This is a genomic window from Cryobacterium adonitolivorans (genome assembly GCF_004402695.1).
Lineage (GTDB): Bacteria > Actinomycetota > Actinomycetes > Actinomycetales > Microbacteriaceae > Cryobacterium > Cryobacterium adonitolivorans.
On record NZ_SOFL01000022.1, the window covers coordinates 1 to 25,617 of the forward strand.

The window sequence follows — 25,617 nt, forward strand, 5'->3', positions numbered from 1 at the left end:
GGGTCAGGGTGGCCGCATTCACGTCGGCCAGCCGGATGCTTTCCGGGTTGCCGTGCAGGCGGGAGGAGACCTGCGGGTCCTCACTCCAACCCTGCAGATCGACAAGGAATTCGGCCTGCCGGGCCTGCGCGTGCGCGATGACGCGGGCCTGGGCCGCGATCAGTTCAGTGCGGCGGGCCAGCTCCGAGCAGACCAACTCGTCCAGGGCAGGGTCGGGGACGTAAGGCTTCAAAGCGGTGGGTTCGGTTGGGGTGGGCTGGGTTGGCCCGGCTTCGGCCGGGTCGACACGGGAGGGGGTGGATCCAGGTGGAGCGGGCTCCGGAGAGTAGTCGTCATCGTCCGGAGCGGGCGGTGGTGCCTGGTCNAGCGGGCGGTGGTGCCTGGTCTGGGCTACTCATAGTGAGATCGTCTCACCTGCCACTGACACTGCACCCGCCCGCGGACGCATCCGGGCCAAGACATCCGCGAGCCGTGAGAAAAGCCCCACAAATCGCGAAATTCTGGTGCTTAGCTCACAGTTCGCGAGTCGCGCCGGTCGGATAGACTGCACGTGCATGAAACTCAATTGAACACCGGGCCACACGGTCGATGCGGGAGAGTTCGACGTCGCGAGACGAGCGAACACCGAAGGAGCAATCCTCCCCGACAATCTCTCAGGTACTCGTACCGCATCGAACGGGCCACTCTGAAAAGCGGACGAGCACAGCGCGTCCGGGCCACGCGCGAGCGGGATCCGGTCAGAACTGCCAAGTCCCGCCCACGGTGAAAGCCGGCGCATGCGCCCCGGTGAAGCTCTCAGGCCAGACGACAGAGGGGGAGTTCCCAACGGGGTTCGAACGAGCCCCGGAGCAACTCGACCGGCACGCGCCCGGCGACGAACCGGAGAACTCATGACCTCGGCCAGCCCTGACCCCACCTCCTCCCAGAACGACGACGCCGTGACCGAACGCTTCTCGCCGCTGCACGCCGCCCACGTCGCCGCTGGCGCCAGCTTTACCGACTTCGCCGGCTGGCAGATGCCCGTGCGTTACTCCAGCGACCTCGCCGAGCACCACGCCGTGCGCAAGGCCGCCGGCCTCTTCGACCTCTCACACATGGCCGAAATCCGGGTCAGCGGCCCGCAGGCCGGCGAGTTCCTCGACCACGCACTGGCCGGCCAGCTCTCGGTCATCGACCTGATGCAGGCCAAGTACAGCCTGCTGCTCAACTCCCGCGGCGGCATCATCGATGACCTCGTCGTCTACCGCACCGGCGAGACCGACTTCCTCGTGGTCGCCAACGCCGGCAACCACGACCAGGCACTGGATGCCCTCACCGCCCGTGCCGCACGCTTTGACGTCGTCGTCGCCGACGAGAGCAACGACACCGCCCTCATCGCCGTTCAAGGCCCCAACGCCCTCGCCATCGTGCAGGCCACCGCCGGCCTCAGCACCGACGGCGACCTCGCGGGCCTGCGCTACTACCGCGCCCTCACCGCCGCCTTCGCGGGCACGCCGGTGCTCATCGCCCGCACCGGCTACACCGGCGAAGACGGCTTCGAGCTCTACCTGCCGAACGCCGCGGCCCTCGCACTCTGGGACGCCATCGTGGTCGCCGGCGCCGTGCACGGGCTGGTCCCCGCCGGGCTCGCCAGCCGCGATACCCTCCGCCTCGAAGCCGGCATGCCGCTCTACGGCCACGAGCTGACCACGTCCACCTACCCCGCCCAGGCGGGCTTGGGCAGGGTCGTCAACCTCGCCAAGCCCACCGACTTCGTGGGCCGCACCGCCAGCGAAGAAGGCCCCGCGGGCGACGCCCCCGTCCTCGTCGGCCTGGTCTCGGCCGGCAAACGCGCCGGCCGCGCCGGCTACCAGATCTTCCGCAGCCCCGACGCCACCGAAGCGGAGGGCGTCATCACGAGTGGCGCGCTGTCGCCCACACTCGGCTACCCGATCGCCATGGCGTACCTGCCGCCGGCGCTGGCACGACTCGATACCGAGGTGTTCATCGACGTGCGCGGCACCCGTGCGCCCGCCACGGTCATCGCGCTGCCGTTCTACAAGCGGCGCAAGTAGGGCACCCGAGCCGAGCGGTTGGCCCGGCCCCTGGCATCCGCTCACCCGATGTCGCCACGCCGCGCATCGCCCCCGAACTGATCAACCCAGAACTGATCAACCCCTGTGATCACCCCCTTGAGAGGACACCCCATGGCAGACAAAACCGAGCTCCAGTACACCGCAGAGCACGAGTGGGTACTCGTCGACGGCGACACCGCCACCGTCGGCATCACCGCATACGCCGCCGACAAGCTCGGTGACGTGGTGTTTGTGGAACTGCCCGCGGTGGGCAGCGCCATCGCCGCCGGCACCGTCGTCGGCGAGATCGAGTCGACCAAGTCGGTGGGCGAGCTCTTCGCCCCCATCGACGGCACCGTCGCCGAAATCAACGACGCCGTCGTCGACAGCCCCGAACTCGTCAACAGCGACCCGCTCGGCGAGGGCTGGCTCATCAAGATCACCCTCAAGACCCTCCCGGCGCTGCTCAGCTACGCCGAGTACTCCGCCATCACCGGCGAATAAGCACGACCGAACCAGACCCCGGAAAGAGCCTTCCCCCACATGTCGCAGCCCTTCACCCAGCGTCACATCGGCACGGACGCCGACGCCCAGTCCCGCATGCTGGCCGTACTCGGCCACGACAGCGTCGAGTCACTCGTCCACGCGGCCGTTCCGGCCACCATCCAGGTCGAGCAGTTCCGCCGCCAGGGCGACAGCACCCTGCCGCCGGCCGCGACCGAACGTGAAGCCATCCAGGAGCTCCGCGCCCTGGCCGACAAGAACAGCGTGAAGCGCTCGATGATCGGGCTCGGCTACTACGACACGATCACGCCCGCCGTGATCAAGCGCAACGTGCTCGAGAACCCCAGCTGGTACACGGCGTACACGCCCTACCAGCCCGAGATCAGCCAGGGCCGGCTCGAGGCAATCATCAACTTCCAGACCATGGTCGCCGACCTCACCGGCATGGCCACCGCCAACGGGTCGATGCTCGACGAATCCACCTCTGTGGTCGAGGGCATGCTGCTGGCCCGGCGCGCCTCGAAGTCGCCGTCGAACCGGTTCATCGTCGACGCGGATGCGCTGCCCCAGACCCACGCACTGCTCGGCAACCGCGCCCACGCTCTCGGCATCGAACTGGCCGTGCTGCCCCTGGAGGAAGACACCACGGCTGAGGACCTCGGCGACTACTTCGGCATCTTCGTGCAGTATCCCGGTGCATCCGGCCGCGTCTGGAACCCCGCCGCCGTGATCGCGATGGCGCATGAGAACAAGGCCCTCGCCATCGTGGCCGCCGACCTGCTTGCCCTCACCCTGATCACCTCGCCCGGCGAGCTCGGCGCCGACGTGGCCGTTGGCACCAGCCAGCGCTTCGGCGTGCCGATGGGCTTCGGCGGACCGCACGCCGGCTACCTCGCCGTGCGCAAGGGCCTGGAACGCCAGATGCCCGGCCGCCTCGTGGGCGTGAGCATCGACGCCGCCGGCCACCCCGCCTACCGGCTGTCTCTGCAGGTGCGCGAACAGCACATCCGCCGCGACAAGGCCACCTCCAACATCTGCACCGCCCAGGTGCTGCTGGCCGTGATGGCGGGCATGTACGCGGTGTACCACGGGCCCCAGGGCCTGAAGGCGATGGCCACCGAGGTGCACGAACGCGCGGGCGCACTGGTCGCGGCCCTGCGAGCGATCGACGTCGAAGTGATCAACCGCACCTTCTTCGACACCGTGCGCCTGTCGGTTCCGGCCGGCGCCGCCGAGATCGTCGCGCAGGCCGCCGCCGAGGGCTACAACCTGCACCAGGTGGACGCCACCACCATCGGCATCTCGGTCGACGAGACCACCACCGCGGCCGACCTCGCCGTCGTCGTGGGCTTATTCGGCGGCCGGGACGCCTTCGGCCACGTCGATCTCGGCGCGACCCAGCACGGTCTGCCCGACGACCTCGCCCGTACAAGCGAGTACCTCACCCACGCCGTCTTCAACACGCACCGCTCGGAGACGAGCATGATGCGTTACCTCAAGCGCCTCGCCGACTACGACTACGCGTTGGACCGCGGCATGATCCCGCTGGGCTCCTGCACGATGAAGCTCAACGCCGCCACCGAGATGGAGGCCGTGACCTGGCCCGAGTTCGGCGGCCTGCACCCTTTCGCGCCGCGCGCCGACGTCGAGGGCTACCTCGAACTCATCCGCCAGCTCGAAACCTGGCTGACGGATGTCACCGGCTACGACACCGTGTCGCTGCAGCCGAACGCCGGCAGCCAGGGCGAACTCGCGGGGCTCCTCGCCATCCGCGGCTTCCACCTCGCCAACGGCGACGTTGACCGCACGGTCTGCCTGATTCCGTCCAGCGCCCACGGCACCAACGCGGCTTCCGCGGTGCTCGCCGGAATGCGCGTCGTCGTTGTGGCCTGCGACGAGCTCGGCAACGTGGACCTCGGCGACCTGAACGCCAAGATCACCCTGCATGCCGAGACTCTCGCCGCGCTGATGATCACCTACCCCTCCACCCACGGGGTCTACGAGCACGAGGTCGGCGCGATCTGCGCCGCCGTGCACGACGCCGGCGGCCAGGTTTACGTGGACGGCGCCAACCTCAACGCGCTCCTCGGCTTCGCCCGGTTCGGTGACTTCGGCGGCGACGTGTCGCACCTGAACCTGCACAAGACCTTCTGCATCCCGCACGGCGGGGGAGGACCCGGCGTTGGACCGGTCGCGGCCAAGTCACACCTGGCCCCGTTCCTGCCCGGTCACCCGCTCGCGCAGGACGACGAGCACTACCTGCTCGGCGGCACAGGCACCGAAACCGTCGTGCACGGCGGCGGACCGGTCTCTGCCGCGCCGTACGGCAGCCCGAGCATCCTGCCGATCTCGTGGGCGTACGTACGCATGATGGGCGCCGACGGCCTCAAGCAGGCCACCGGCGCCGCGGTTCTCGCCGCGAACTACGTGGCCAAGCAGCTCAGCGGCCACTTCCCGGTGCTTTACGCCGGAGACAACGGGCTCGTCGCGCACGAGTGCATCCTCGACCTGCGCCCGCTGACCGCGGCCACCGGGGTCACCGTCGACGACGTGGCCAAGCGCCTCGTCGACTACGGCTTCCACGCGCCTACGATGAGCTTTCCGGTGGCGGGCACCCTGATGGTGGAGCCCACCGAGAGCGAAGACCTCGGCGAGATCGACAGGTTCATCGAGGCCATGATCGGCATCAAGGCCGAGGCGGATGCCGTTGCCGCCGGAACCTGGCCGGCCGACGACAACCCGCTGAGGAACGCGCCTCACACCGCACAGTCGGTGATCGAGGGGGAGTGGACACATCCGTACGACCGCGAGACCGCGGTCTATCCGGTGCGCACACTCATCCGCAACAAGTACTGGGCGCCGGTGCGTCGCATCGACAACGCCTACGGCGACCGCAATCTGGTTTGCGCCTGCCCGCCGCCCGAGGCCTTCGAGTAAATCCAGCCTCACGAGCTGAGAGAAAAGCCCCGAGAATCTCGATTTCTTGGGGCTTTTCTCACAGTTCGCGGAACTAAGAGGTGGGGGTGAGGAGGGCGGGCCACCACAGGACAGCCAGCGGGTAGCCCACGAACGAGGCGATGTCGAGCACCCAGTGCGCGATCACCAGGGGCATCACCCGGCCCCAGCGCAGGTAGCACCAGCCGAACACGACACCCATCAGCGCATTTCCGACAAACGGACCGATGCCCTGGTAGAGGTGGTAGCTGCCGCGCAGCAAGGCCGCCGAGACGATGATGGTCCAGGCGTTCCAGCCCAGCTCGCGCAGCCGGGTGAAGAGGTAGCCCACGACGATGAGTTCCTCGCTCAACGCACTGCGGAGCGCCGAGAACACCAGGATCGGAATGGTCCACCAAAAGGTGTCCAGCGGCGAGGGCACCACGGCCACCGTGAAGCCGAGCGCCCGCCCGGCCAGGTAGAGCCCGAGGCCGGGGATGCCGATGAGTAGCAGCAGTCCGCCGCCGCGGAGCAGGTCCCGGCGTGGCTCGGTGAAGTCGACCCCGAGCCGACGGAACCCGCTCTGACCGGGCCGCCAGAGCAGGTAGAGCACCAGGGCGACCGGGAACAGTGCGAATAGGATGCCGAGGAACTGATAGGTGAAGTCCAGCCACTCCCGTGTCGACTGCGACCCGTTGATGGTTGCCGACTGATCGCTGAGAGCGACCTCGGCGGTGAGCCGGGAAATGATTGACACAATCGAGTACGCCGCGGATGCACCGAGCGACAGCCCGAGCACGATCGCGATCTCCCACCTCAGTCGAATCCGTGACGGTGCCGGAGGACCTGCGGGTTCCGGGGGTCCGGTGGGTGCGGAGGGGCCCGGAAGATCGGCCGGTTCCGAGGATGTGCTGCTCATGTCGCGCTCGGCATCCGGCACGCCGGGGTGCCGCCCGGCAAGCGATACCTGTAGCGAGCCACCAGCCTGTAGCCGGCCTCTGCGGCCCACGACCACGGTGGCACCGTGCCCAGCCAGCCGAGCGCCCGCAGCGCGGGGGTCGGTTGGCCGCGCAAAACTGCGGCAACCGCGGCGGCGCCGCCGTAACGCCGGCCCCCGGCCACAAACCAGACCCGGCTCCTGGCCTGCTCCTCGGTGAGGTCGAAGGCGGCGAGGTCGGTCCACTGGAACGGCGCGGTGCCCGGAACGCGGGGCATCGTGCGCTGGAGCCAGAGTACGGCCGTGGTGCAGAACCCACAGTCGCCGTCGAAGATGAGCGTGGCGGGCCGTTCGGGCGGCATGGTCTGCATCCCTCTATTTTGCGCCCTCGGCGCTCCGGCGCATACACGAGGCAATTGAACCGCCTCCGGCGCAATTTGAAAACGTTTGCATGCGCCGGGGGGACCTTGGTCCCAAGCTTCGTGAGAGATTCTCGCAGGATTCGCAGAAAAAGCCGCGAATTCGGTGCCTCGCGCAAGATTCGTGCGTCTTTCATTGCTGCTGTGTAACGTTTACCGTCAGATTTTGCACCCGGCGCAAGAGGTACCTAGGGTTTTCATAACTAGCGCGCCGCAATGGTCTCGTACCACGGCAGCGCCGTCACCTTTGCACAGGAGGAATTTTGAAGAGATCCCGCACGGGCCTCAGCGCCCTCGCGCTCATTTCGGTGAGCGCCCTGGCGCTCGCGGGTTGCGCGACATCCAACGACGACGAGGCCCCCTCGGCCGGCGACGCGTCCGCAGTTGTCAGCACCAACGGCAGCGAACCGCAGAACCCGTTGATCCCGACCAACACCACCGAGACCGGCGGCGGCAAGATCGCCACGTCGATCTTCGCGGGTCTGGTGTCGTACAACGCTGATGGCGAGATTGAGAACGAGGTCGCCAAGTCGATCGAGTCCGACGACGCCACAAACTGGACCGTCACGCTCAACGACGGTTGGACCTTCACCAACGACGAGCCCGTCACGGCTTCGTCCTTCGTGGATGCCTGGAACTACGGCGCACTTTTCAGCAACGCCCAGAGTGCCTCCTACTTCTTTGACGACATCGTCGGCTTCGACTACGAGGTTGACTCCGAACTGACCGGCCTGAAGGTCGTCGACGACACGACCTTCACGGTCGAACTCGCTTCGCCCGAGGCCGACTGGCCGCTGCGCCTCGGCTACACGGCCTTCATGCCGCTGCCGACCGCCGCGTACGACGACATGGCCGCCTTCGGTGAGAACCCGGTCGGCAACGGCCCGTACATGCTCGATGGTGAAGGCGCCTGGGTCCACGAGGAAAAGATCAACCTCGTCACCAACCCGGCATACGAAGGCGTGCGCAAGCCCGTCAACGGCGGCCTCGAGATCAAGTTCTACTCCACCCAAGACGCCGCTTACGCGGACGTGCAGGGCGGCAACCTCGACGTTCTGGACGCTGTTCCGGATTCCGCTTTCGAAACCTACGAGGCCGAATTCGGCGAGCGTTCGGTGAACCAGGCTGCAGCCATCTTCCAGGGCTTCAACATGCCGTACTACCTCGAGCACTGGAGCGGCGAAGAGGGCCAGTTGCGTCGTGCAGCCATCTCGATGTCGATCAACCGTGAGGAAATCACTGACGTCATCTTCCAGGGCACCCGTACCCCGGCGACCGACTTCACCTCCCCGGTCATCGACGGCTACTCCGACCAGCTCGAAGGCGCCGAAGTTCTCGAATACAACCCCAAGGAAGCTGTGAAGCTGTGGGCCAAGGCCGACGCGATCGCACCGTACGGCGACACCACGTTCGACATCGCGTACAACTCCGACGGTGGCCACCAGGCCTGGGTCGACGCCGTGATCAACAGCGTCGTCAACACGCTGGGCATCTCTGCGACCGGTAAGCCGTACCCGACCTTCGCTGCAGCACTCGAAGACCGCTCGACCAACGCGCTGACCGGTGGAACCCGCGCCGGCTGGCAGGGCGACTACCCGTCGCTGTACAACTTCCTCGCTCCGCTGTACCAGACCGGTGCAGGCTCGAACTACGAGGACTACACCAGCGAAGAGTTCGACTCCCTCCTCAAGGAAGGCGCCGCGGCCGAAACCGTCGAGGACGCCACCGCCAAGTACCAGGCTGCCCAGGAAGTCCTGCTCAAGGACCTCCCCTCCATCCCGCTGTGGTACTCCAATGTCAACGGCGTGTGGGCTGACACCGTCAGCGACGTGGTGTTCGGCTGGGACTCCGTCCCGATGTACTACCAGATCACCAAGGATTAATTCCTAGTTCCAACCGCAGTGCGATGTCCGGGGCGTCATGCCCCGGACATCGCACTGACTAGACTCATTCAGTGATTGCGACCCTCATGCATAAAAGATTCTCGGAGCTCACCTGATGCTGTGGTACACAGGCAGACGCGTCCTCCAAATGATCCCCGTCTTCTTCGGGGCAACATTCTTGATCTATTTCATGGTTTTCTCGCTCCCGGGCGACCCGATTGCGGCGCTGTACGGCGATCGTCCGCCAGCGCCGGGCGTGATCGAACAGATCCGGGCCCAGTACAACCTGGACAAGCCGCTGATCCAGCAGTACCTGATCTACATCGGCAACTTCTTCCAGGGCGACCTGGGCACCACATACTCCGGGCGACCGGTCAGCGACGTGATGGCCGGGGCATTCCCGATCACCTTCCGCCTGGCCATGCTGGCCCTCGTCTTTGAAGCCTTCGCCGGCATCTTCGTCGGACTCGTCGCGGGTCTGCGCAAGGGCAAGTGGTTCGACGCCAGCGCCCTCGTTGTCAGCCTGCTCCTGATCAGCGTTCCGACCTTCGTGCTCGGGTTCCTGTTCAGGCTGGTCTTCGGCGTTCAATTGGGTTGGTTCAGGACCACAGTGAGCAGTGAAGCTCCCTGGGGCGAACTCATCCTCCCGGCCCTGGTTCTGGCCAGTGTGTCCTTCGCGTACATCGTGCGCCTCACCCGCGCCAGCGTGGCCGACAACCTCAACGCCGACTTCGTGCGCACCGCAACGGCCAAAGGCCTGTCCCGCCGCCGCGTGGTCACCGTGCACGTACTGCGCAACTCTCTAGTGCCCGTCGTGACGTTCCTGGGAGTCGACCTCGGATCGCTGATGGTCGGCGCAATCATCACCGAGGGCATCTTCAACATCAACGGCGTCGGTGGCACCGTTTACAAGGCAATCGTCCTCGGCGAGAGCACCACCGTGGTGTCGTTCATCGCCGTCATGGTGGTCATCTTCGTCCTCGCCAACCTGCTCGTCGACCTGCTGTACGCAGCTCTGGACCCAAGGATTCGTTATGCCAAATAAGCGTGGCCAAGCCCACTTCGTCGCGGAGCTGGAAGACACCCCGGTAGCCGCAATCGACCGTCTCGACGAGTCGCACAAAGCACGCAGCACCTGGGCGGATGCCTGGGACTCGATGCGCCGCCGGCCGATGTTCTGGATCTCCTCAGTGTTGATCCTGATCATCGCTCTCGTCGCACTGTTCCCCGGACTGTTCACCTCGGTGTCGCCGAACCTCGACTGCCAGCTGTCGAACAGCAACGGCGGACCCGAGGCCGGTCACCCGTTCGGGTTCACCCGGCAAGGCTGCGACGTGTACGCGCGCACCATCTTCGGCACCCAGGCCTCGGTCACCGTCGGCCTCCTGGCCACCGGACTCGTCACCCTCATCGGTGTCGTCGTCGGCTCTCTCGCGGGTTACTACGGTGGTTGGCTCGACGCTATCGTCTCCCGAATCGGCGACATCTTCTTCGCCATCCCCACCATCCTCGGCGCCATCGTGCTGATGTCGGTGTTGCCGGCCGCGACGCCGACATCGGTGGCATTCGTGCTGGCGATCTTCGCCTGGCCCCAGATCGCCCGCATCATGCGCGGCGCGGTGTTGACGGCCACGAACTCCGACTACGTGATGGCCTCGACCGCCCTCGGCGTCTCGAAGTTCCGGATCCTGATGCGCCACGTGATCCCCAACTCGATCGCCCCGGTCATCGTGATCGCCACGGTGTCGCTCGGCACGTTCATCGTGGCCGAATCGACCCTGTCGTTCCTGGGCATCGGGCTGCCGACCAGCGTCATGTCGTGGGGGAACGACATCAGCCAGGCCCAGACATCCCTTGTCACCAACCCGCAGGTGCTCCTGTACCCGGCGGCCGCGCTGTCCATCACGGTGCTCGCGTTCCTGATGCTCGGCGACATTCTGCGCGATGCGCTTGACCCGAAAGCGAGGGCGCTTCGATGAGCCAGACACTGACAGACACCACCCCGGGGGGCATCGAGTACGATGAGCAGCCGCTGCTGCAGATTCGGAATCTCGAGGTCGGCTTCCAGACCCAGCGCGGGCTTGTTCCCGCCGTGCGCGGCGTGGACATCACCCTCTACTCCGGCCAGACCCTCGCGATAGTGGGGGAGTCCGGTTCCGGCAAGACCACCACCGCTCAGGCGATCATCGACCTGCTCCCCGGAGCCGGCAAGGTCACCGCCGGCCAGGTGCTGTTCGAGGGCCGCGACCTCACCAAGCTCAGCGCCAAGGACATTCAGGCGGTGCGCGGAAACCTGATCGGCTATGTGCCCCAGGACCCGATGTCCAACCTCAACCCGGTCTGGAACATCGGCTTCCAGGTCGAGGAGGCTATTAAGGCCAACGGCCTCGCGCAGGGCAAGGAAGCGCGCGCCCGCACTATCCAGGTTCTGCAGGAAGCCGGACTCAGCGACGCCGCAGACCGCCTCAAGCAGTACCCGCACCAGTTCTCCGGCGGCATGCGCCAGCGCGTGCTGATCGGCATCGGGCTCTCCGCCCGGCCCAAGCTGCTCATCGCCGACGAGCCCACCTCGGCGCTCGACGTCACCGTACAGCGCCAGATCCTCGACCACCTGGACACCCTGACCCGCGATTACGGCACCAGCGTGCTGTTCATCACGCACGACCTCGGCCTCGCCGCGGAGCGCGCGGAGCAGCTCGTGGTGATGTACAAGGGCAAGGTCGTCGAGTCCGGCCCGTCGCAGGAGATCCTGGCCAACCCGCAGCACCCGTACACGCAGCGTCTCGTGTCGGCGGCCCCGAGCCTGGCTTCGCGTCGCATCCAGTCGGCCAAACACGCCAACGCCGGCGACGCCGTGATCTTCGGTGAGGGATCGCTCGACGACACCCTCGTGGCCCGTGCGGCCGACCGCGAGAACGCGGCACCGGCCAAGGACCTGATCTCGGTGCAGGACATCTCCAAGGTGTACCGCATCCGCAAGAAGGGCCTGCGCACCGACGAGCTTCGCGCCGTCGACGGCGTCTCCTTCGGCATTCAGAAGGGCACCACCACGGCACTCGTGGGCGAGTCCGGCTCCGGCAAGTCCACCGTTGCCAAGCTCATCCTGCAGCTGGAGAGCATCACCAGCGGTGCCATCGAGTTCGACGGCCAGGATGTCGCCGGCCTCAAGGGCAAGGAGCTGCTGAAGTTCCGCCGCCGCGTGCAGCCTGTCTTCCAGGACCCGTACGGATCCCTCGACCCGCAGTACAGCGTGGGGAACACCATCGTCGAGCCACTGCTGGCGCACGGCGTCGGCACCGCCAAGGAGCGACAGGCGCGAGTCAAGGAGCTGCTGGACCAGGTCTCGCTGCCGTGGGCCTCCCGGTTCCGCTACCCCAGCGAACTCTCCGGCGGTCAGCGTCAGCGCATCGCCATCGCGCGGGCGCTCGCGCTCAAGCCCGACGTGCTGGTGCTCGACGAGGCCGTCTCGGCGCTCGACGTGCTGGTGCAGGGCCAGGTGCTGAACCTGCTTACCGAACTGCAGACCGAGCTCGGCCTGACCTACCTGTTCATCACGCACGACCTCGCGGTGGTGCGGCTGGTGGCCGACAACGTCTGCGTGATGCAGAAGGGCCGGATCGTGGAGGCCGCGTCGACCGACAACGTCTTCGACAACCCCCAGCAGGCCTACACTCAGGAGCTGCTCGCCGCCATTCCCGGCGGTAACTTCCAGTTCGGCCGCTAGGTCCGAGCGCGAACCGACTGCCCTCGGCTCCGGCCGAGGGCAGTTTTCCGTTGCAGCCGAGGAGCGTTTGCGGGCCGTTCATCTACCGGCAAGGCACTGTATATAGGTGTGCGGGGCACCCATCCGACGCGGCAGGGGCCGAATACGGTACGATAGACCCTTGGGTCCGTAGTGATCCCACTCATCCACTCTTCGCCGCATGCGATTTTACGCGGCATCCATTCTTCGTAAGGATCTATTTTTATGGCGATTGCTACCCGCAATAACCTCCGGAATGTTGCAATCGTTGCCCACGTTGACCACGGCAAGACGACGCTGGTCGACGCGATGCTGCAGCAGACGAACTCGTTCGCCGAGCACTCGCACACCGAAGAGCGTGCGATGGACTCCAACGAGCTCGAGCGCGAAAAGGGCATCACCATCCTCGCCAAGAACACGGCGATCTCGTACAAGGGCATCCACGCCAAGGATGGCCCCATCACCATCAACGTCATCGACACCCCCGGCCACGCCGACTTCGGTGGAGAGGTCGAGCGCGGCCTGTCCATGGTCGACGGCGTCGTGCTTCTCGTCGACGCTTCCGAGGGCCCGCTGCCGCAGACCCGCTTCGTGCTGCGCAAGGCACTTGAGGCGCACCTGCCCGTGATCCTCCTGGTCAACAAGACCGACCGTCCCGACGCCCGTATCGATGAGGTCGTCGAGGAGAGCCAGGACCTGCTCCTCGGCCTCGCCTCGGACATGGCCGACGACGTGCCCGATCTGGACCTCGACCTGGTGCTCAACGTACCCGTCGTTTACGCGTCCGGCCGCGCCGGCGCAGCCAGCCTCACCAAGCCGGAAAACGGCTCGCTGCCCGACAACGACGACCTCGAGCCGCTCTTCGAAGCGATCCTCCAGCACATCCCCGCTCCCGTCTACGACGACGAGCACCCGCTGCAGGCCTGGGTCACCAACCTCGACTCCTCGCCGTTCCTCGGCCGCCTCGCGCTGCTGCGCGTTTTCCAGGGCACCATCAAGAAGGGCCAGACCGTGGCCTGGGTCAAGCACGACGGCACCGTTTCCAACGTGCGCGTGACCGAGCTCATGATCACCAAGGCCCTCGACCGGTACCCGGCCGAAAGCGCCGGCCCCGGTGACATCGTCGCCGTCGCCGGTTTCCCCGACATCACCATCGGTGAGACCCTCGCCGACCCCGATGACGTACGCCCGCTGCCGACCATCACGGTCGACGACCCCGCCATCTCGATGACCATCGGCACCAACACGTCGCCGCTCATCGGCAAGGTCAAGGGCCACAAGCTCACCGCCCGCATGGTCAAGGACCGTCTGGACAAGGAGCTCGTCGGTAACGTCTCGCTCCGCGTGCTCGACATCGGCCGTCCGGATGCCTGGGAAGTCCAGGGCCGTGGCGAGCTCGCTCTCGCCATCCTGGTCGAGCAGATGCGTCGTGAGGGCTTCGAGCTCACGGTCGGCAAGCCGCAGGTGGTTGTCAAGCGCGTCGACGGCAAGATCCACGAGCCGTACGAGCACCTCACCATCGACTCGCCCGAAGAGTACCTCGGCGCGATCACCCAGCTCCTCGCTGCCCGCAAGGGCCGCATGGAGAACATGGCGAACCACGGCACCGGCTGGGTCCGCATGGAGTTCATCGTCCCGTCGCGCGGCCTGATCGGCTTCCGCACCGAGTTCCTCACGGACACCCGTGGCACCGGTATCGCCAACGCGATCTTCCATGGCTACGAAGCCTGGGCCGGCACGATCAATACCCGCACCAACGGCTCGATCGTCGCCGACCGCTCCGGTGTGGTCACGCCGTTTGCGATCATCGCACTGCAGGAGCGCATGTCATTCTTCGTGAACCCGACCGAAGAGGTCTACGAGGGCATGGTCATCGGCGAGAACTCGCGCGGCGACGACATGGACGTCAACATCACCAAGGAAAAGAAACTGACCAACATGCGTCAGTCCACGTCTGACACCTTCGAGTCGATGACGCCGTCCAAGCAGCTCACCCTCGAGCAGTGCCTGGAATTCGCCCGCGAGGACGAGTGCGTCGAGGTCACCCCCGCCGTCGTTCGTATCCGCAAGGTCGAGCTCGCCGCATCCGCTCGTCAGCGCAACGTGTCGCGCCTGAAGAAGCAGGACGCGAACTAGTTCGCAGCTTTATCTGATCGCAGGCATCCTGTTCCGGTTTTCCGGCGCGGGGTGCCTGCGGTTTTTTATCAGCCGTTCCCGCTTTCGCGGGCGCCACGCAACGTGAGGACCCCATGACCACTGGATTCAAGACGAAATCGTCGCCGCTTCGGATGGGCCTTGCCCTGGTGGCGTTGCTGGCCCTGGCGCCGGCGCTGGCGGGCTGCTCCGACGCGCAGGTGCAGGATGCCGTGAACGGCGCCGTGCAGGGAGCCACCGACGGCGACGTGAGCCTGGGCGGGGCGCTGCCCGACGGCTGGCCGGCGGAGATCCCGGTGATCGACGGCGAGATCAAGTTCGGCGCCGGCAATACCACCAACGGCGACCAGGGCTGGGTCGTGACCGTTGCCTCCGGCACCGCCGACCCGTTGGCCGACGCGGAGCAGAAGCTCGTCGACGCCGGATTCGAGCCGGACACGAACACCTCGGCCAACGTCGGCGACGTGGGCGTGGTGGCCCTGACGAACGCCACCTACATCGTCACGATCGCCGGCACCTCCGAAGGCGTGCTCTACACGGTCGCCCCCGCGTGACCCTGCCGCGAGCTGTGACTTAAGCCCCAAAAACTCGCGCTCTTGGGTGCTTAACTCACAGCTCGCGGGGTCTCCGCACGCTCGACCAACTGAGGAGTCAGGCGAAGAGGGGCGCACCGACGTAGGAGCCCTTGGCGGCCCCGGGCGGGACGGCGAAGAGGGCCGAGCCGACGTGGCGGATGTATTCGTTGAGGGCATCGTTGCGGGCCAGGTTCAACTGCACGGCCGTGAAGCTTGCGGGCGTGCGCTGGAAGCTGATGAAGAACAGGCCGGCGTCGAGGCGGCCGAGCGCGTCGTTGCCGTCCACGAAGTTGTAGCCGCGGCGCAGCATCCGGATGCCGTCGTTCTGCGTGGGATGCGCCAGCCGCACGTGCGCCGCGGTGTCGATCAGCGGCTGGTCGGCCCGCCCGGCGAGCGAGAAATCGGGTTCGGTGAACTCGGTGCCGCCGGATAATGGCGCACCCTCGCCCTTGTTGCGGCCGATCACCGTCTCTTGCTCGCGCAGGCTGGTGCGGTCCCAGGTCTCGATCGTCATCCGGATGCGTCGCGCCACAAGATAGGACCCGCCCGCCAGCCATGCGGGTCCGTCCGACGCCCCCACCCAGAGGTGCTCGGTCAGTGCGGCGGGCTCCTCGGCCTTGATGTTGGCGGTGCCGTCCTTGAACCCGAAGAGGTTGCGCGGGGTGGCCTGGCTGGTGCTCGTGGACGAGGTGCGGCCGAAACCGAGCTGGGACCAGCGGATCGCCGCCCGCCCGAACGCGATGCGGGAAAGGTTGCGGATGGCGTGCACGGCCACCTGGGGGTCATCCGCGCAGGCCTGGATGCAGAGGTCGCCGCCACTCCTGGTCTCCTCGAGCATGTCGCCGGGGAAATGCGGCACGTCGACCAGGTCGGCCGGCCGGCGGGCGGCCAGGCCGAAACGATCGACGCCGGCCATGCTCTGGAAGAGGGTGGGCCCGAACCCGAAAGTGATGGTCAGTCCGGCCGGCGGTAAACCGTGGGCCTCGCCGGTGTCCTCCGGTGGGGCGTCGTATGGACCGCTGACGGAGCCGTAGTCGCCGATGTCCCGACCCGCGGTCATCGCGGCGGCCGCAATGCTCCAGTCCTGAAGCAGCTCGATGAGGTCGGCGCGGGTGGTGCCGTCGGCGACGTCGAATGCCGCGAAGTGCAGCCGGTCCTGGGCCGGCGTGACGATGCCGGCCTGATGCTCCTGGTAGAACGGGTACACGGTGCTGGCGCTGGTCTGGGCGGAGGACGCCGCGACGGCCATCGCGGCCCTGTCGCCGGCGATTCCCAGCCCGAGTCCGGCCACCCCGGCCCCGGCCAGCCCGAACAGCCCCCGCCTGGACAGGCCACGGGGCGCAGCAGGGCTGTCGGTGGCGGGGGAATCGGAGCCGGGAGGCTCGGAGGCTGTGGAGTCAGTCATGTTAGAGAACGAGCGCAGCGGTCAGCTGGTTCAGCGGTTCACCGAGGGCATTCACCTGGTCGGCGAAGGCCTTGATCTCGGCGGGTGTGAGGTCGGTGTAGAGGGTGAAGTCCTCGCCGACACGCTGGGCGTCGAGCAGCTCCTGCAGCGCAGCGAACTCGCTGTCGAGGTCGGCGGCCAGGTCGGCGTCTTCCTCGAGCAGGATGTCGCGCACCCCGGCGTAGAGCACCTTGGCGCCGTCGACGTTGGCCTGGAAGTCCCACAGGTCGGTGTGCGACCAGAACTCTTCCTCGCCGGTGACCTTGCCGGTGGCAACCTCGTCGAGCAGGCCGATAGCGCCGTTGGTCTGCTGGGAGAGGGTGAAGTCCAGGTCCTGGACCTTCTCGTTCAGCGTGGTGGTGTCGGCGACGAGCAGGCCGGTCAGGTTCTGGCGCTGCTCCGGCGTGTATGCGGCGAAGCCGGCCTCGGCCTCGGCGGGCCAGAGGTCCTTTTCGATCGCGTGCCAGCCGGTCCAGTCCTGGCCCTCCTCGAGGTCGGCCTCACGGAGGTCCAGCTGCGGGTCGAGGTCGCCGAACGACTCCGCCACGGTCTCCACGCGCTCCCAGTGCGCGCGGGTGGGGGCGTAGAGGGCGCGGGCGGTGTCGTCGTCGCCGGCCAGGTAGGCGTCGGCGAAGGCCTGGGTGCCGGTGAGGAGCTGGGCGACCTGGTCGCGCACGTACGCGGCGTAGTTGGTGTTGGCGACCTCGATGCGGGCGTCCATGTCCGCATCCACCGCAACGTCGTCGCCGGAGTCGGTGACGGTAAACGCCTTCTGGTCGATGCCCGCACCCACCATCCCGGGCTTGCAGGTGGTCACGTAGTGACCCGGCATCAGCTGCACGACCAGGTCGCGGCTGAGACCCGGGCCGATGTTCTCGACCTCGCCCACGATGCGCAGGCCGTCTTCGGCGAGCAGATAGAACTCGGTGACCTGGTCGCCGGAATTGGTGACCCTGAAGCTGAGGTTGCCGGACGGCGCCTCGTCGGCCGACACGGTGCAGGCATCCGCGCTGCTGTCAACGGTGAGGCCGGCAGCGGCCGAGTCGGTGCCGGTGGAGTTGGCGACGCAGCCGGTGAGGGCCAGCAGGCCGACGGCTGAGGCGGCTACAAGGGGGAGGAGACGGGCTCGCATAGGGGTCCTTCGAACGGAGGCGGTGCGGGGCGTGGGTTTTAGTGGGCGACAACGGCTTGCGCGGTCCGAGGCTGCACGGCGGACGGCGACGGCCTCGTCTGGCGGCTCTTCAGGATGAAGAGAGTCAGGGTGGGCACCGCGTAGGCGACCCAGGCGAACATCTCCAGCCAGGTGGTGGCCGGAGAGAAGTTGAGGGTGCCCTTGAGCAGGGTGCCGTACCAGCTGTCCGGCGGGATCACGGCTGAGACGTTGAAGGCGAGCGCGTTGAGCCCGGGGAGGAGGCCGGCCTCCTGCAGGTCGTGCACACCGTAGGAGAGCACTCCGGCGGCGACGATGATGAGGATGGCGCCGGTCCAGGTGAAGAACCGGCTCAGGTTGATCCTGAGCATGCCGGAGTAGATCAGAGCGCCCAGGCCGACGGCGGTGAGGATACCCAGGCTCGCCCCGACCAGCGGAAGCGTGGTCTCGCCGGTGGCCTGCACCGCGGCCCACATGAACAGGGCCGTCTCGATGCCCTCGCGGCCGACCGCGAGGAACGCGACGAGAACCAGGCCCATGCCGGTGCCGGTGAGGTGCTTGTCGATGTTGCCGTGCAGGTGTCCCTTGAGATCGCGGGCCGTGCGCAGCATCCAGAACACCATCCAGGTCACCAGGCCCGTCGCGATGATCGAGAGCAGCCCGCCGATGGTTTCCTGCGCGGCGAAGCTCAGGCCGTAGGTGCCGAAGGTGAGGATGCCGCCCAGCAGGAGGGCGAGAAGCACGGCGAGGCCGACGCCGGCCCAGATCCGGGGTAGAACGTCGCGGCGGCCGATCTTGACCACGTAGGCGATCAGGATCGTCACGATGAGCGCGGCTTCGAGCCCTTCGCGCAGGCCGATCAGGTAGTTTGCGAGCACAGTGCTTCCCGGTTGTTGAGAGTAGGGTGGGGGATCCAACAATTGGTAAGGCTTACCTTACCCACCCACTCTACGTAGGATCGCCGGATGTGTCCAGCTAAGATTTGTCAGCGGCCCGGTGCCGTGCAGCACGTCTTACCACCCGCGCTCGTCCACCCGCGCTCGTTCACGTTGTTCAGGAGTCACCCATGCTTATGTCCGGGAACGGCGAACGGGTGGTCTTCGTGCTCGACGCACCCGGCGATGAATCGCTGCACACGGGCGGCACCATCGCCCGGCTCCTGCATGACGGCGCCGAGGTCACCGTGCTCTTCGGGTCGGCGACGCCGAACGAGAGCGACGCATCCGCATCGACAGCCGCCAGCGCAGCGGCCGTCGCCGCAGCCCGCACGGCCCTGGGCGAGACCGACCCGACCCGGTGGCGGGTGCTGGCCGGCGCTCCGCAGGGTGTTGAACGCCGTGCGGTGTTGGTTGAGGCCTTCGCCCTGGCGAACGCCACCGCCGTCGTGGCCGCCGTCGTCGACCCGGCGCTTCGCCAGGCCGCCGTCGACGCGGCCGGCGAGCAGGGCGTGCCGGTCTTCCTCAGCAGCCGGGTCTCGGCGGTTCCCGGCGAGCGGCTCGCCGCGATCGACGTCAGCGACAACGTCGACCGGAAGCTGGCCGCCCTGGCCGCGTACCCCGGTCGCTGGCAGCTGGACGGCCGAGTAGTGCGTCTCGATGACGGCAGCGAGGTCCTCGTCACCGGCACCGAATCGTATGCGCGCGGCAGCGGCCCCGCACAGCCGGCCGTGCTCGAGGCGCCCACAGCCGGCTCCCGCCTGCTGGCCGCACTGATGGCTGCCGCCGCCGGCGCACTCTTCGGCATTCTCGGCACCGTCGCACACCAGACCACCTTCGAGCTGGGCTCCCTGACCATTCCCCTCGGCCTGACCCTGGCGCTGCTCGCCAGCGGCACCCTGTTGCTCGGGTTGCGCCTCGTGGTCCACGACCGGCTCATCGTCCTCGCCGCGGCGATCGGCCTGATCGCCACGGTGTTCCTGCTCTCGCTGCGCAGCACCGGCGGCTCGGTTCTGGTGCCCGCCGGAGTGCTCGGCACGGTCTGGACGATGGCTCCAGCGCTGTTCGCCGCTCTCGTCATCGCGTGGCCCCGAATTCCCGCCCGTCGGCCGACGGCGTAGACTGATTACTCTGTTCGTGAAGGGAATCCTGCCACTGTGACGTATGTCATCGCCTTGCCCTGCGTGGACGTCAAGGACCGCGCCTGCGTCGACGAATGCCCCGTCGACTGCATTTACGAGGGCGAGCGTTCCCTCTATATCCACCCCGACGAGTGCGTCGACTGTGGTGCCTGCGAACCGGTCTGCCCGGTCGAGGCCATCTACTACGAAGACGACCTGCCAGAACAGTGGGCCGACTATTACAAGGCCAACGTCGAGTTCTTCGACGACATCGGCTCGCCAGGTGGCGCCGCCAAGGTCGGCGTCATCGCCAAGGACCACCCGGTGATCTCGGTGCTCCCGCCCCAGGTCCAGCACTAAAAGGTGCTCAAGCCGCTACCTGACTACCCGTGGGACCAGATGCTGCCGTTCGCGCAGCAGGCCAGGACCCACGCTGACGGCATCGTCGATCTCTCCATCGGATCTCCGGTCGACCCCACCCCGCCCGTCGTGCAGGCCGCCCTGGCCGCCGCGACGGATGCGCACGCCTACCCGCAGACCACCGGCACTCCGGCGTTGCAGCACGCCATCATCGACTGGTACGCCCGCCGCCGCGGTGTCACCGGGCTGACGGTGGAGAATGTGCTGCCCACCATCGGCTCGAAGGAGCTGGTGGCCCTGCTGCCGTTCATGATCGGCATCGGCGAGGGCGACACCATCGTGCACCCGCGGGCCGCGTATCCCACCTATGCGATCGGCGCGGCCATGGCCGGTGCGGATGCGTTCCCCTCCGATGATCCCGCCGACTGGCCAGAGACGACCAGGCTGGTCTGGCTGAACAGCCCAGGCAACCCCGACGGGCGGGTGCTGTCGGTCGAGGCGCTCCGCGCCGCCGTGACGCGCGCCCGCGAGCTGGGCGCCGTGATCGTCAACGACGAGTGTTACGCCGAGCTCGGCTGGGCCGCGCCGTGGGACTCCGAGCCGATCCCGAGCATCCTCGACCCCCGCGTCACCGACGGTGACACGGACAACGTCGTGGCGATCTACTCGCTGAGCAAACAATCCAACATGGCCGGCTACCGCGGCGCGTTCGCCGCCGGTAGCGCCACGGTGCTCGGCCGTCTGCTCACCGTGCGCAAGCACGCCGGCCTGATGCTGCCCGCCCCGCTGCAGGCCGCCATGATCGCCGCCCTGGGCGACGACGAGCACGTGAGGGTGCAGCGCGAGCGGTACCGATCCCGCCGGGAGGTGCTGCTGCCGGCGCTGGTCGCCGCGGGTTTCCGCATCGACAATAGCGAGGCCGGCCTCTACCTCTGGGCGACCGCCGGCGTCGACGCCTGGGACTCGATCCGGCAGCTCGCCGAGCTCGGCATCCTGGCCGGGCCCGGCCCGTTCTACGGCGACTTCTACCCCCGGCACGTGCGGTTCTCGCTCACCGCCAACGACGAACGCATCAACGCCGCCGCCGCCCGGCTGCGGGCATTCGCCACGGCCTGAACACGCGCTTGGGTCCAGGGCTGGACACGAGCGTCGGCCTGCCTAGGCTGGGGCCATGGCTGACACTGCGAATCCGGTCGACGACAGCGCTCCACTCGACGACAGCGCTCCGCTCGACGACAGCGCTCCGCTCGACGACAGCGCTCCGCTCGACAACAGCTATGGGGTGAGCGTCGGGGCGCTGTACGCGCTCGTGTCCGAACTGCCCGTTCATCCGCCCGTGACGCGGGGGAAGATGTTCAACGGTCACGGCGTGAAGGTGCACCAGAAGGTCTTCGCGTTCATCGGCCGCAACGGTGACCTCGTCGCCAAGGTCCCGGAATCACGGGTGCGGGAGTTGGTGTCCCAGCACACCGGCGGGCCCGTCGTGATGGGCCGGCGCACGATGCGCCAGTGGGTGCGGCTGCCAGCCGAGGTTGGGGTGGGCGCCTGGAGCGCGGTGCTCGACGAGGCCTACCGTTTCGGCCTGACCCGCCCGACCCACTGAGCAGAAGGTCAGGTCGGCGGACATCGGGGTCCTTCGGCCCTGGTGGTTTCCGGGGCGGCGGTGGCCGGGAAACAGGGTGCTGGAACCGAGGAGCCGGCTGTGGCCAAGGGCCAATGGACTCTGGTCGATATTGGCGGATGCAACAGTATGCCCCTCGGCGGAATAGGCTGTAAGCGGGTTATCGTTGCCAAGCACCACGAGCGTGCTGCGGCGGACCACCACAGACCAACAGCCGCAAGGCTTTGAAATCCAGGGAGGCGCCGTGAGCGACGTCGCGCAGCGAACACCATCCAATGAGTCGCAGTTCATCGATCGGCCCGTACCGAGTGCGCCGGTGGCCACTCTGACCTACCCGGGGGGCACGGCGCAGTTCCCGATCCTGGGCAGCACCGACGGCCCGTCCAGCATTGACATCGCGACGCTGACCAAGCAGACCGGCTACACCACCTTCGATTCCGGATTCGTGAACACGGCGGCGACGAAGTCAGCCATCACGTACATCGACGGTGAGCACGGGATCCTGCGTTACCGGGGCTACCCGATCGAGCAGATCGCCCAGAACTCCAGCTTCCTCGAGACCGCATGGCTGCTGATCTACGGCGAACTGCCCAGCGCAAGCGAACTGAGCGGGTTCGACACCCGCATCCGTCGCCACACCCTGCTGCACGAAGACCTGCGCCGCTTCTACGACGCGCTGCCGCACAACGCGCACCCGATGTCGGTGCTCTCGGCCGGCGTGTCGGCGCTGTCGACCTACTATCAGGACTCCCTGGACCCCAAGGATCCCGAGCAGGTCGAGCTGTCCATGATCCGGCTGCTCGCGAAGCTGCCGGTGATGGCCGCCTACGCACACAAGAAGAGCATCGGCCACGCGTTCCTGTACCCGGACAACTCGCTGAGCTTTGTGGACAACTTCATCAAGCTCAACTTCGGCACCCTCGCCGAGCCGTACGTGGTGAACCCCGTCGTGAGCAAGGCGCTCGAACGCCTGCTGATGCTGCACGAAGACCACGAGCAGAACGCGTCCACCTCGGCCGTGCGCCTGGTCGGTTCCACCGAGGCCAACCTGTTCGCCTCCGTCTCCGGAGGCATCAACGCCCTCTCCGGCCCGCTGCACGGCGGTGCCAACGAGGCCGTGCTCACCATGCTCCACGAGATCAAGGCCTCGGGTGAGGGCGTGCAGAAGTACGTCGAGCGCGTCAAAAACAAGGAAGCCGGCGTGCGCCTGATGGGCTTCGGCCATCGGGTCTACAAGAACTACGACCCGCGCGCCAAGCTGGTCAAGGAGAGCGCTGACGCCGTGCTCGAAGCCCTCGGCGTGAAGGACGATCTGCTTGACATCGCCAAGGAACTCGAGTTCATCGCCCTGAACGACGACTACTTCAAGGAGCGCAAGCTCTACCCCAACGTGGACTTCTACACTGGCGTGATCTACAAGGCGATGGGCTTCCCGCCGCGCATGTTCACGGTGCTGTTCGCCATCGGCCGGCTGCCGGGCTGGATCGCGCACTGGCGTGAGATGAATCAGGACCCGACCACCAAGATCGGCCGCCCGCAGCAGCTGTACACGGGTTCGGTCGCCCGCGACTACCCGGTCGCCTAGGCTCGCGAACTGTGAGAAAAGCCCCCTCCCGGCGTCCGGGAAGGGGCTTTTCTCACAGCTCGGGGCCAATTACGCGTGCAGCACTGCGTTCAGGACGATGCCGGCCGTGCGGGGGAGCACCTCGACCGCTCCGGTGAGGGAATTGCGGCGGAAGAGCAGGTTCGGCACGCCGGAGAGGTCCTTGGCCTTGGCCGTGCGAGGGGCGCCGTCCGCCGTGCGCGCGGCATCCAGCAGCACCACCTTGGTGCCGGCGGTGACGTACAGGCCCGCCTCAACGACGGAGTCGTCGCCGATCGAGATGCCGATGCCCGAGTTGGCGCCGAGCAGGGCCCGCTGCCCGATGGTGACCCGCTGGGTGCCGCCGCCGGAGAGCGTGCCCATGATGGATGCGCCACCGCCGATGTCGGCGCCGTCACCCACCACGACGCCCTGTGACACCCGGCCCTCGACCATCGAGACGCCCAGGGTGCCGGCGTTGAAGTTCACGAAGCCCTCGTGCATGACGGTGGTGCCGGGGGACAGGTAGGCGCCCAGGCGCACCCTGGACGCGTCGGCGATGCGCACCCGCTCTGGCGAGACGTAGTTGAGCAGCGGCGGGAACTTGTCCAGACCAGTGGCGGCGATGCCGTGGCGCTGCAACGACGGCCGCAGGCGGTCGAAGTCGGCGGGCAGCACCGGGCCGGCGTTGGTCCAGACCACGTTGGGCAGGTGGCCGAAGATGCCGTCGAGGTTGAGGGTGTTCGGCTTGACCAGCAGGTGGGAGAGCAGGTGCAGGCGCAGGTAGGCATCCGAGGTGCTCGCCGGGGGCGCCTGCAGGTCGATCTCCACGGTGACGGCCTCGAGGCGCACGTTGCGGCGGGCGTCGGGCCCCGCGGCCTCCTCCAGCTCGGTGGGCACGATCCACCGGTCGCGGTCGGCGGGCAGCGCGCCCAGCTTCGGCGCCGGGAACCAGGTGTCGAGCACCGTGCCGTCACCGGCGATAGTGGCCAGGCCATACCCCCAGGCGTTCGTGGTGGAGTCTGACTTTTCTGCGGGGGGAGGGGCGGTGACCATGGCTCTAGATTAGTAGCCGTAGATTAGGAGAGTGCCCTCAGACCGAACCGTAGACCCGTCCGTTCCCGCCCTCGACCTGACCACGTCGTCGATCGAGCTGACCCGCGCCCTCTGCGATGCCGAGTCGGTGTCCGGCAACGAGACACCGCTCGCTGACGCGATCGAGGCCGCCCTGGCCGGCTCCGCACACCTGGAGGTCATCCGCGACGGTGACACCATCGTGGCCCGCACCAACCTGGGCCGCGCCCAGCGCGTGGTGATCGCCGGACACATCGACACCGTGCCGCTGAACGACAACCTGCCCACCCGGTTCGAGACCGTCGACGACGTCGACTACCTCTGGGGCCGCGGCACCGTGGACATGAAGGCCGGTGTTGCCGTGCAGCTCAAGCTGGCCGCCGAGCTCACCGACACCAGCGTCGACCTGACCTGGATGTGGTACGACCACGAAGAGGTCAACGCCGATCTCAACGGCCTGGGCCGGCTGGCAGCGAATCGTCCCGACCTGTTCGAGGGCGACTTCGCCATCCTCGGCGAACCGAGCAACAGCCAGGTCGAGGGCGGCTGCAACGGCAACGTGCGCATCGAGGTGCGCACCTTCGGCAGGCGGGCACACTCCGCCCGCGCCTGGGTGGGCGAGAACGCTATCCACAAGGCCGCCCCGATCCTCGACATCCTCGCCGGCTACACGCCGCGTGAGGTGGAGGTGGAGGGCCTGGTCTACCGTGAGGGCCTGAACGCCGTGGGGATCAGCGGCGGCATCGCCGGCAACGTCATCCCCGACGAGTGCATGGTGCACGTGAACTACAGGTTCGCGCCCAGCCGCACGGCCGCCGAGGCCGTTGCCCACCTGGAGGAGCTGTTCGCCGGCTTCGACATCACCGTGGTCGACCTCGCCGAGGGCGCCCGCCCCGGCCTGGACGCCCCGCTTGCCCTGAAGTTCCTCGAGGCCGTGGGCGCGGAACCGCGCCCCAAGTACGGCTGGACCGACGTCGCCAGGTTCTCGGCCCTGGGCATCCCGGCCGTGAACTACGGTCCCGGCGACCCGCTCAAGGCGCACGCAGACGACGAGCGGGTGGCGCTGACCCAGATCACCGACTGCGAGGACGCCCTGCGCGCCTGGCTGACCGCGCCCATCGGCTGACC

Annotated in this window: 22 protein-coding genes and 1 riboswitch; of the genes, 15 read left to right on the forward strand and 7 right to left on the reverse strand. The window is 67.4% G+C overall.

What is annotated here, in order from left to right:
- Window positions 1-232: hypothetical protein (locus E3O42_RS06300; RefSeq protein ID WP_134453129.1), on the reverse strand; the 232-nt coding region annotated here is incomplete at its 3' end.
- Between the two features lie 349 nt (window positions 233-581).
- A riboswitch (glycine riboswitch) is annotated at window positions 582-679 on the forward strand.
- Window positions 680-890: 211 nt separating this feature from the next.
- Here E3O42_RS06300 and gcvT point away from each other — a divergent pair.
- From gcvT to gcvP, 3 genes are all read left to right on the forward strand, one after another.
- Window positions 891-2,054 (forward strand): glycine cleavage system aminomethyltransferase GcvT, encoded by a 1,164-nt coding sequence (gcvT, locus tag E3O42_RS06305; protein ID WP_134453130.1) that lies wholly within the window; start codon window positions 891-893, stop codon window positions 2,052-2,054.
- A 132-nt stretch (window positions 2,055-2,186) separates the two neighbouring features.
- Window positions 2,187-2,558: a glycine cleavage system protein GcvH gene (gcvH, locus tag E3O42_RS06310; RefSeq protein ID WP_134453131.1), complete on the forward strand. Its 372-nt coding sequence runs from the start codon at window positions 2,187-2,189 to the stop codon at window positions 2,556-2,558.
- A gap of 39 nt (window positions 2,559-2,597) precedes the next feature.
- The gene (gene gcvP / locus E3O42_RS06315) at window positions 2,598-5,495 is read left to right on the forward strand and encodes an aminomethyl-transferring glycine dehydrogenase (RefSeq protein ID WP_134453132.1); all 2,898 of its coding nucleotides are present in this window, start codon (window positions 2,598-2,600) and stop codon (window positions 5,493-5,495) included.
- A gap of 73 nt (window positions 5,496-5,568) precedes the next feature.
- On the opposite strand, the gene E3O42_RS06320 is transcribed toward gcvP, so the two are convergent.
- Window positions 5,569-6,411: a CPBP family intramembrane glutamic endopeptidase gene (locus E3O42_RS06320; protein ID WP_134453133.1), complete on the reverse strand. Its 843-nt coding sequence runs from the start codon at window positions 6,409-6,411 to the stop codon at window positions 5,569-5,571.
- Window positions 6,408-6,800, reverse strand: a complete 393-nt coding sequence (locus E3O42_RS06325) for a thiol-disulfide oxidoreductase DCC family protein (RefSeq protein ID WP_198414076.1) — start codon at window positions 6,798-6,800, stop codon at window positions 6,408-6,410. The genes E3O42_RS06320 and E3O42_RS06325 overlap by 4 nt, the downstream gene beginning before the upstream one ends.
- Before the next feature lie 311 nt (window positions 6,801-7,111).
- Between E3O42_RS06325 and E3O42_RS06330 the strand changes: the two genes are divergently transcribed.
- From E3O42_RS06330 to E3O42_RS06355, 6 genes are all read left to right on the forward strand, one after another.
- Window positions 7,112-8,731 (forward strand): peptide ABC transporter substrate-binding protein, encoded by a 1,620-nt coding sequence (locus E3O42_RS06330; RefSeq protein ID WP_134453134.1) that lies wholly within the window; start codon window positions 7,112-7,114, stop codon window positions 8,729-8,731.
- A 115-nt stretch (window positions 8,732-8,846) separates the two neighbouring features.
- Window positions 8,847-9,776: an ABC transporter permease gene (locus E3O42_RS06335; RefSeq protein ID WP_134453135.1), complete on the forward strand. Its 930-nt coding sequence runs from the start codon at window positions 8,847-8,849 to the stop codon at window positions 9,774-9,776.
- Window positions 9,766-10,710, forward strand: a complete 945-nt coding sequence (locus tag E3O42_RS06340; RefSeq protein ID WP_134453136.1) for an ABC transporter permease — start codon at window positions 9,766-9,768, stop codon at window positions 10,708-10,710. The genes E3O42_RS06335 and E3O42_RS06340 overlap by 11 nt, the downstream gene beginning before the upstream one ends.
- The gene (locus E3O42_RS06345; RefSeq protein WP_134453137.1) at window positions 10,707-12,455 is read left to right on the forward strand and encodes a dipeptide ABC transporter ATP-binding protein; all 1,749 of its coding nucleotides are present in this window, start codon (window positions 10,707-10,709) and stop codon (window positions 12,453-12,455) included. Before E3O42_RS06340 ends, E3O42_RS06345 begins: the two co-directional genes overlap by 4 nt.
- A 243-nt stretch (window positions 12,456-12,698) precedes the next feature.
- Window positions 12,699-14,609 carry a translational GTPase TypA gene (typA, locus tag E3O42_RS06350; RefSeq protein WP_134453138.1) on the forward strand — a complete coding sequence of 637 codons (1,911 nt, stop codon included), beginning with the start codon at window positions 12,699-12,701 and terminating at the stop codon, window positions 14,607-14,609.
- A gap of 113 nt (window positions 14,610-14,722) precedes the next feature.
- Window positions 14,723-15,181 carry a hypothetical protein gene (locus tag E3O42_RS06355; RefSeq protein ID WP_134453139.1) on the forward strand — a complete coding sequence of 153 codons (459 nt, stop codon included), beginning with the start codon at window positions 14,723-14,725 and terminating at the stop codon, window positions 15,179-15,181.
- A 97-nt stretch (window positions 15,182-15,278) separates the two neighbouring features.
- On the opposite strand, the gene efeB is transcribed toward E3O42_RS06355, so the two are convergent.
- The 3 genes from efeB to efeU are packed head-to-tail and all read right to left on the reverse strand — an operon-like array spanning window position 15,279 to window position 18,674.
- Entirely contained in the window at window positions 15,279-16,607 is a 1,329-nt protein-coding gene (gene efeB, locus E3O42_RS06360) for an iron uptake transporter deferrochelatase/peroxidase subunit (protein WP_134453140.1), read from the reverse strand.
- A 1-nt stretch (window position 16,608) separates the two neighbouring features.
- Window positions 16,609-17,778, reverse strand: coding sequence for an iron uptake system protein EfeO (gene efeO / locus E3O42_RS06365; RefSeq protein WP_134453141.1), 1,170 nt, complete (start codon window positions 17,776-17,778; stop codon window positions 16,609-16,611).
- A 38-nt stretch (window positions 17,779-17,816) separates the two neighbouring features.
- Window positions 17,817-18,674, reverse strand: coding sequence for an iron uptake transporter permease EfeU (gene efeU / locus E3O42_RS06370; protein WP_134453142.1), 858 nt, complete (start codon window positions 18,672-18,674; stop codon window positions 17,817-17,819).
- A 188-nt stretch (window positions 18,675-18,862) separates the two neighbouring features.
- On the opposite strand from efeU, the gene E3O42_RS06375 reads away from it, so the two are divergent.
- The 5 genes from E3O42_RS06375 to E3O42_RS06395 all read left to right on the forward strand — a co-directional run bounded on the left by E3O42_RS06375 (window position 18,863) and on the right by E3O42_RS06395 (window position 23,418).
- The gene (locus E3O42_RS06375; protein ID WP_134453143.1) at window positions 18,863-19,852 is read left to right on the forward strand and encodes a hypothetical protein; all 990 of its coding nucleotides are present in this window, start codon (window positions 18,863-18,865) and stop codon (window positions 19,850-19,852) included.
- Between the two features lie 36 nt (window positions 19,853-19,888).
- Window positions 19,889-20,212: a ferredoxin gene (gene fdxA, locus E3O42_RS06380; RefSeq protein ID WP_066594116.1), complete on the forward strand. Its 324-nt coding sequence runs from the start codon at window positions 19,889-19,891 to the stop codon at window positions 20,210-20,212.
- A 3-nt stretch (window positions 20,213-20,215) separates the two neighbouring features.
- A complete protein-coding gene (dapC, locus tag E3O42_RS06385; RefSeq protein ID WP_134453144.1) occupies window positions 20,216-21,328 on the forward strand; it encodes a succinyldiaminopimelate transaminase in 1,113 nt (370 codons plus the stop codon).
- A gap of 55 nt (window positions 21,329-21,383) precedes the next feature.
- The gene (locus E3O42_RS06390; RefSeq protein ID WP_134453145.1) at window positions 21,384-21,815 is read left to right on the forward strand and encodes a hypothetical protein; all 432 of its coding nucleotides are present in this window, start codon (window positions 21,384-21,386) and stop codon (window positions 21,813-21,815) included.
- Between the two features lie 307 nt (window positions 21,816-22,122).
- A complete protein-coding gene (locus E3O42_RS06395; protein ID WP_198414077.1) occupies window positions 22,123-23,418 on the forward strand; it encodes a citrate synthase in 1,296 nt (431 codons plus the stop codon).
- A gap of 69 nt (window positions 23,419-23,487) precedes the next feature.
- Here the strand turns inward: E3O42_RS06395 and dapD are convergent, their stop codons facing one another.
- On the reverse strand, window positions 23,488-24,471 hold the full coding sequence (dapD, locus tag E3O42_RS06400; RefSeq protein WP_134453146.1) for a 2,3,4,5-tetrahydropyridine-2,6-dicarboxylate N-succinyltransferase: 984 nt from the start codon (window positions 24,469-24,471) through the stop codon (window positions 23,488-23,490).
- A gap of 31 nt (window positions 24,472-24,502) precedes the next feature.
- On the opposite strand from dapD, the gene dapE reads away from it, so the two are divergent.
- On the forward strand, window positions 24,503-25,615 hold the full coding sequence (dapE, locus tag E3O42_RS06405) for a succinyl-diaminopimelate desuccinylase (protein ID WP_134453147.1): 1,113 nt from the start codon (window positions 24,503-24,505) through the stop codon (window positions 25,613-25,615).
- Window positions 25,616-25,617: the final 2 nt, after the last annotated feature.

Excerpts from the sequence above, each read along its gene's own strand:
- E3O42_RS06375 (WP_134453143.1), top strand. The coding sequence starts at position 18,863 with ATGCTTATGTCCGGGAACGGCGAACGGGTGGTCTTCGTGCTCGACGCA.
- E3O42_RS06345 (WP_134453137.1), top strand. The coding sequence starts at position 10,707 with ATGAGCCAGACACTGACAGACACCACCCCGGGGGGCATCGAGTACGAT.
- typA (WP_134453138.1), top strand. The coding sequence starts at position 12,699 with ATGGCGATTGCTACCCGCAATAACCTCCGGAATGTTGCAATCGTTGCC.
- efeB (WP_134453140.1), bottom strand. The coding sequence starts at position 16,607 with ATGACTGACTCCACAGCCTCCGAGCCTCCCGGCTCCGATTCCCCCGCC.
- E3O42_RS06320 (WP_134453133.1), bottom strand. The coding sequence starts at position 6,411 with ATGAGCAGCACATCCTCGGAACCGGCCGATCTTCCGGGCCCCTCCGCA.
- E3O42_RS06390 (WP_134453145.1), top strand. The coding sequence starts at position 21,384 with ATGGCTGACACTGCGAATCCGGTCGACGACAGCGCTCCACTCGACGAC.
- gcvP (WP_134453132.1), top strand. The coding sequence starts at position 2,598 with ATGTCGCAGCCCTTCACCCAGCGTCACATCGGCACGGACGCCGACGCC.
- E3O42_RS06335 (WP_134453135.1), top strand. The coding sequence starts at position 8,847 with ATGCTGTGGTACACAGGCAGACGCGTCCTCCAAATGATCCCCGTCTTC.
- gcvH (WP_134453131.1), top strand. The coding sequence starts at position 2,187 with ATGGCAGACAAAACCGAGCTCCAGTACACCGCAGAGCACGAGTGGGTA.
- gcvT (WP_134453130.1), top strand. The coding sequence starts at position 891 with ATGACCTCGGCCAGCCCTGACCCCACCTCCTCCCAGAACGACGACGCC.
- dapD (WP_134453146.1), bottom strand. The coding sequence starts at position 24,471 with ATGGTCACCGCCCCTCCCCCCGCAGAAAAGTCAGACTCCACCACGAAC.
- efeO (WP_134453141.1), bottom strand. The coding sequence starts at position 17,778 with ATGCGAGCCCGTCTCCTCCCCCTTGTAGCCGCCTCAGCCGTCGGCCTG.
- E3O42_RS06325 (WP_198414076.1), bottom strand. The coding sequence starts at position 6,800 with ATGCAGACCATGCCGCCCGAACGGCCCGCCACGCTCATCTTCGACGGC.
- E3O42_RS06340 (WP_134453136.1), top strand. The coding sequence starts at position 9,766 with ATGCCAAATAAGCGTGGCCAAGCCCACTTCGTCGCGGAGCTGGAAGAC.
- E3O42_RS06355 (WP_134453139.1), top strand. The coding sequence starts at position 14,723 with ATGACCACTGGATTCAAGACGAAATCGTCGCCGCTTCGGATGGGCCTT.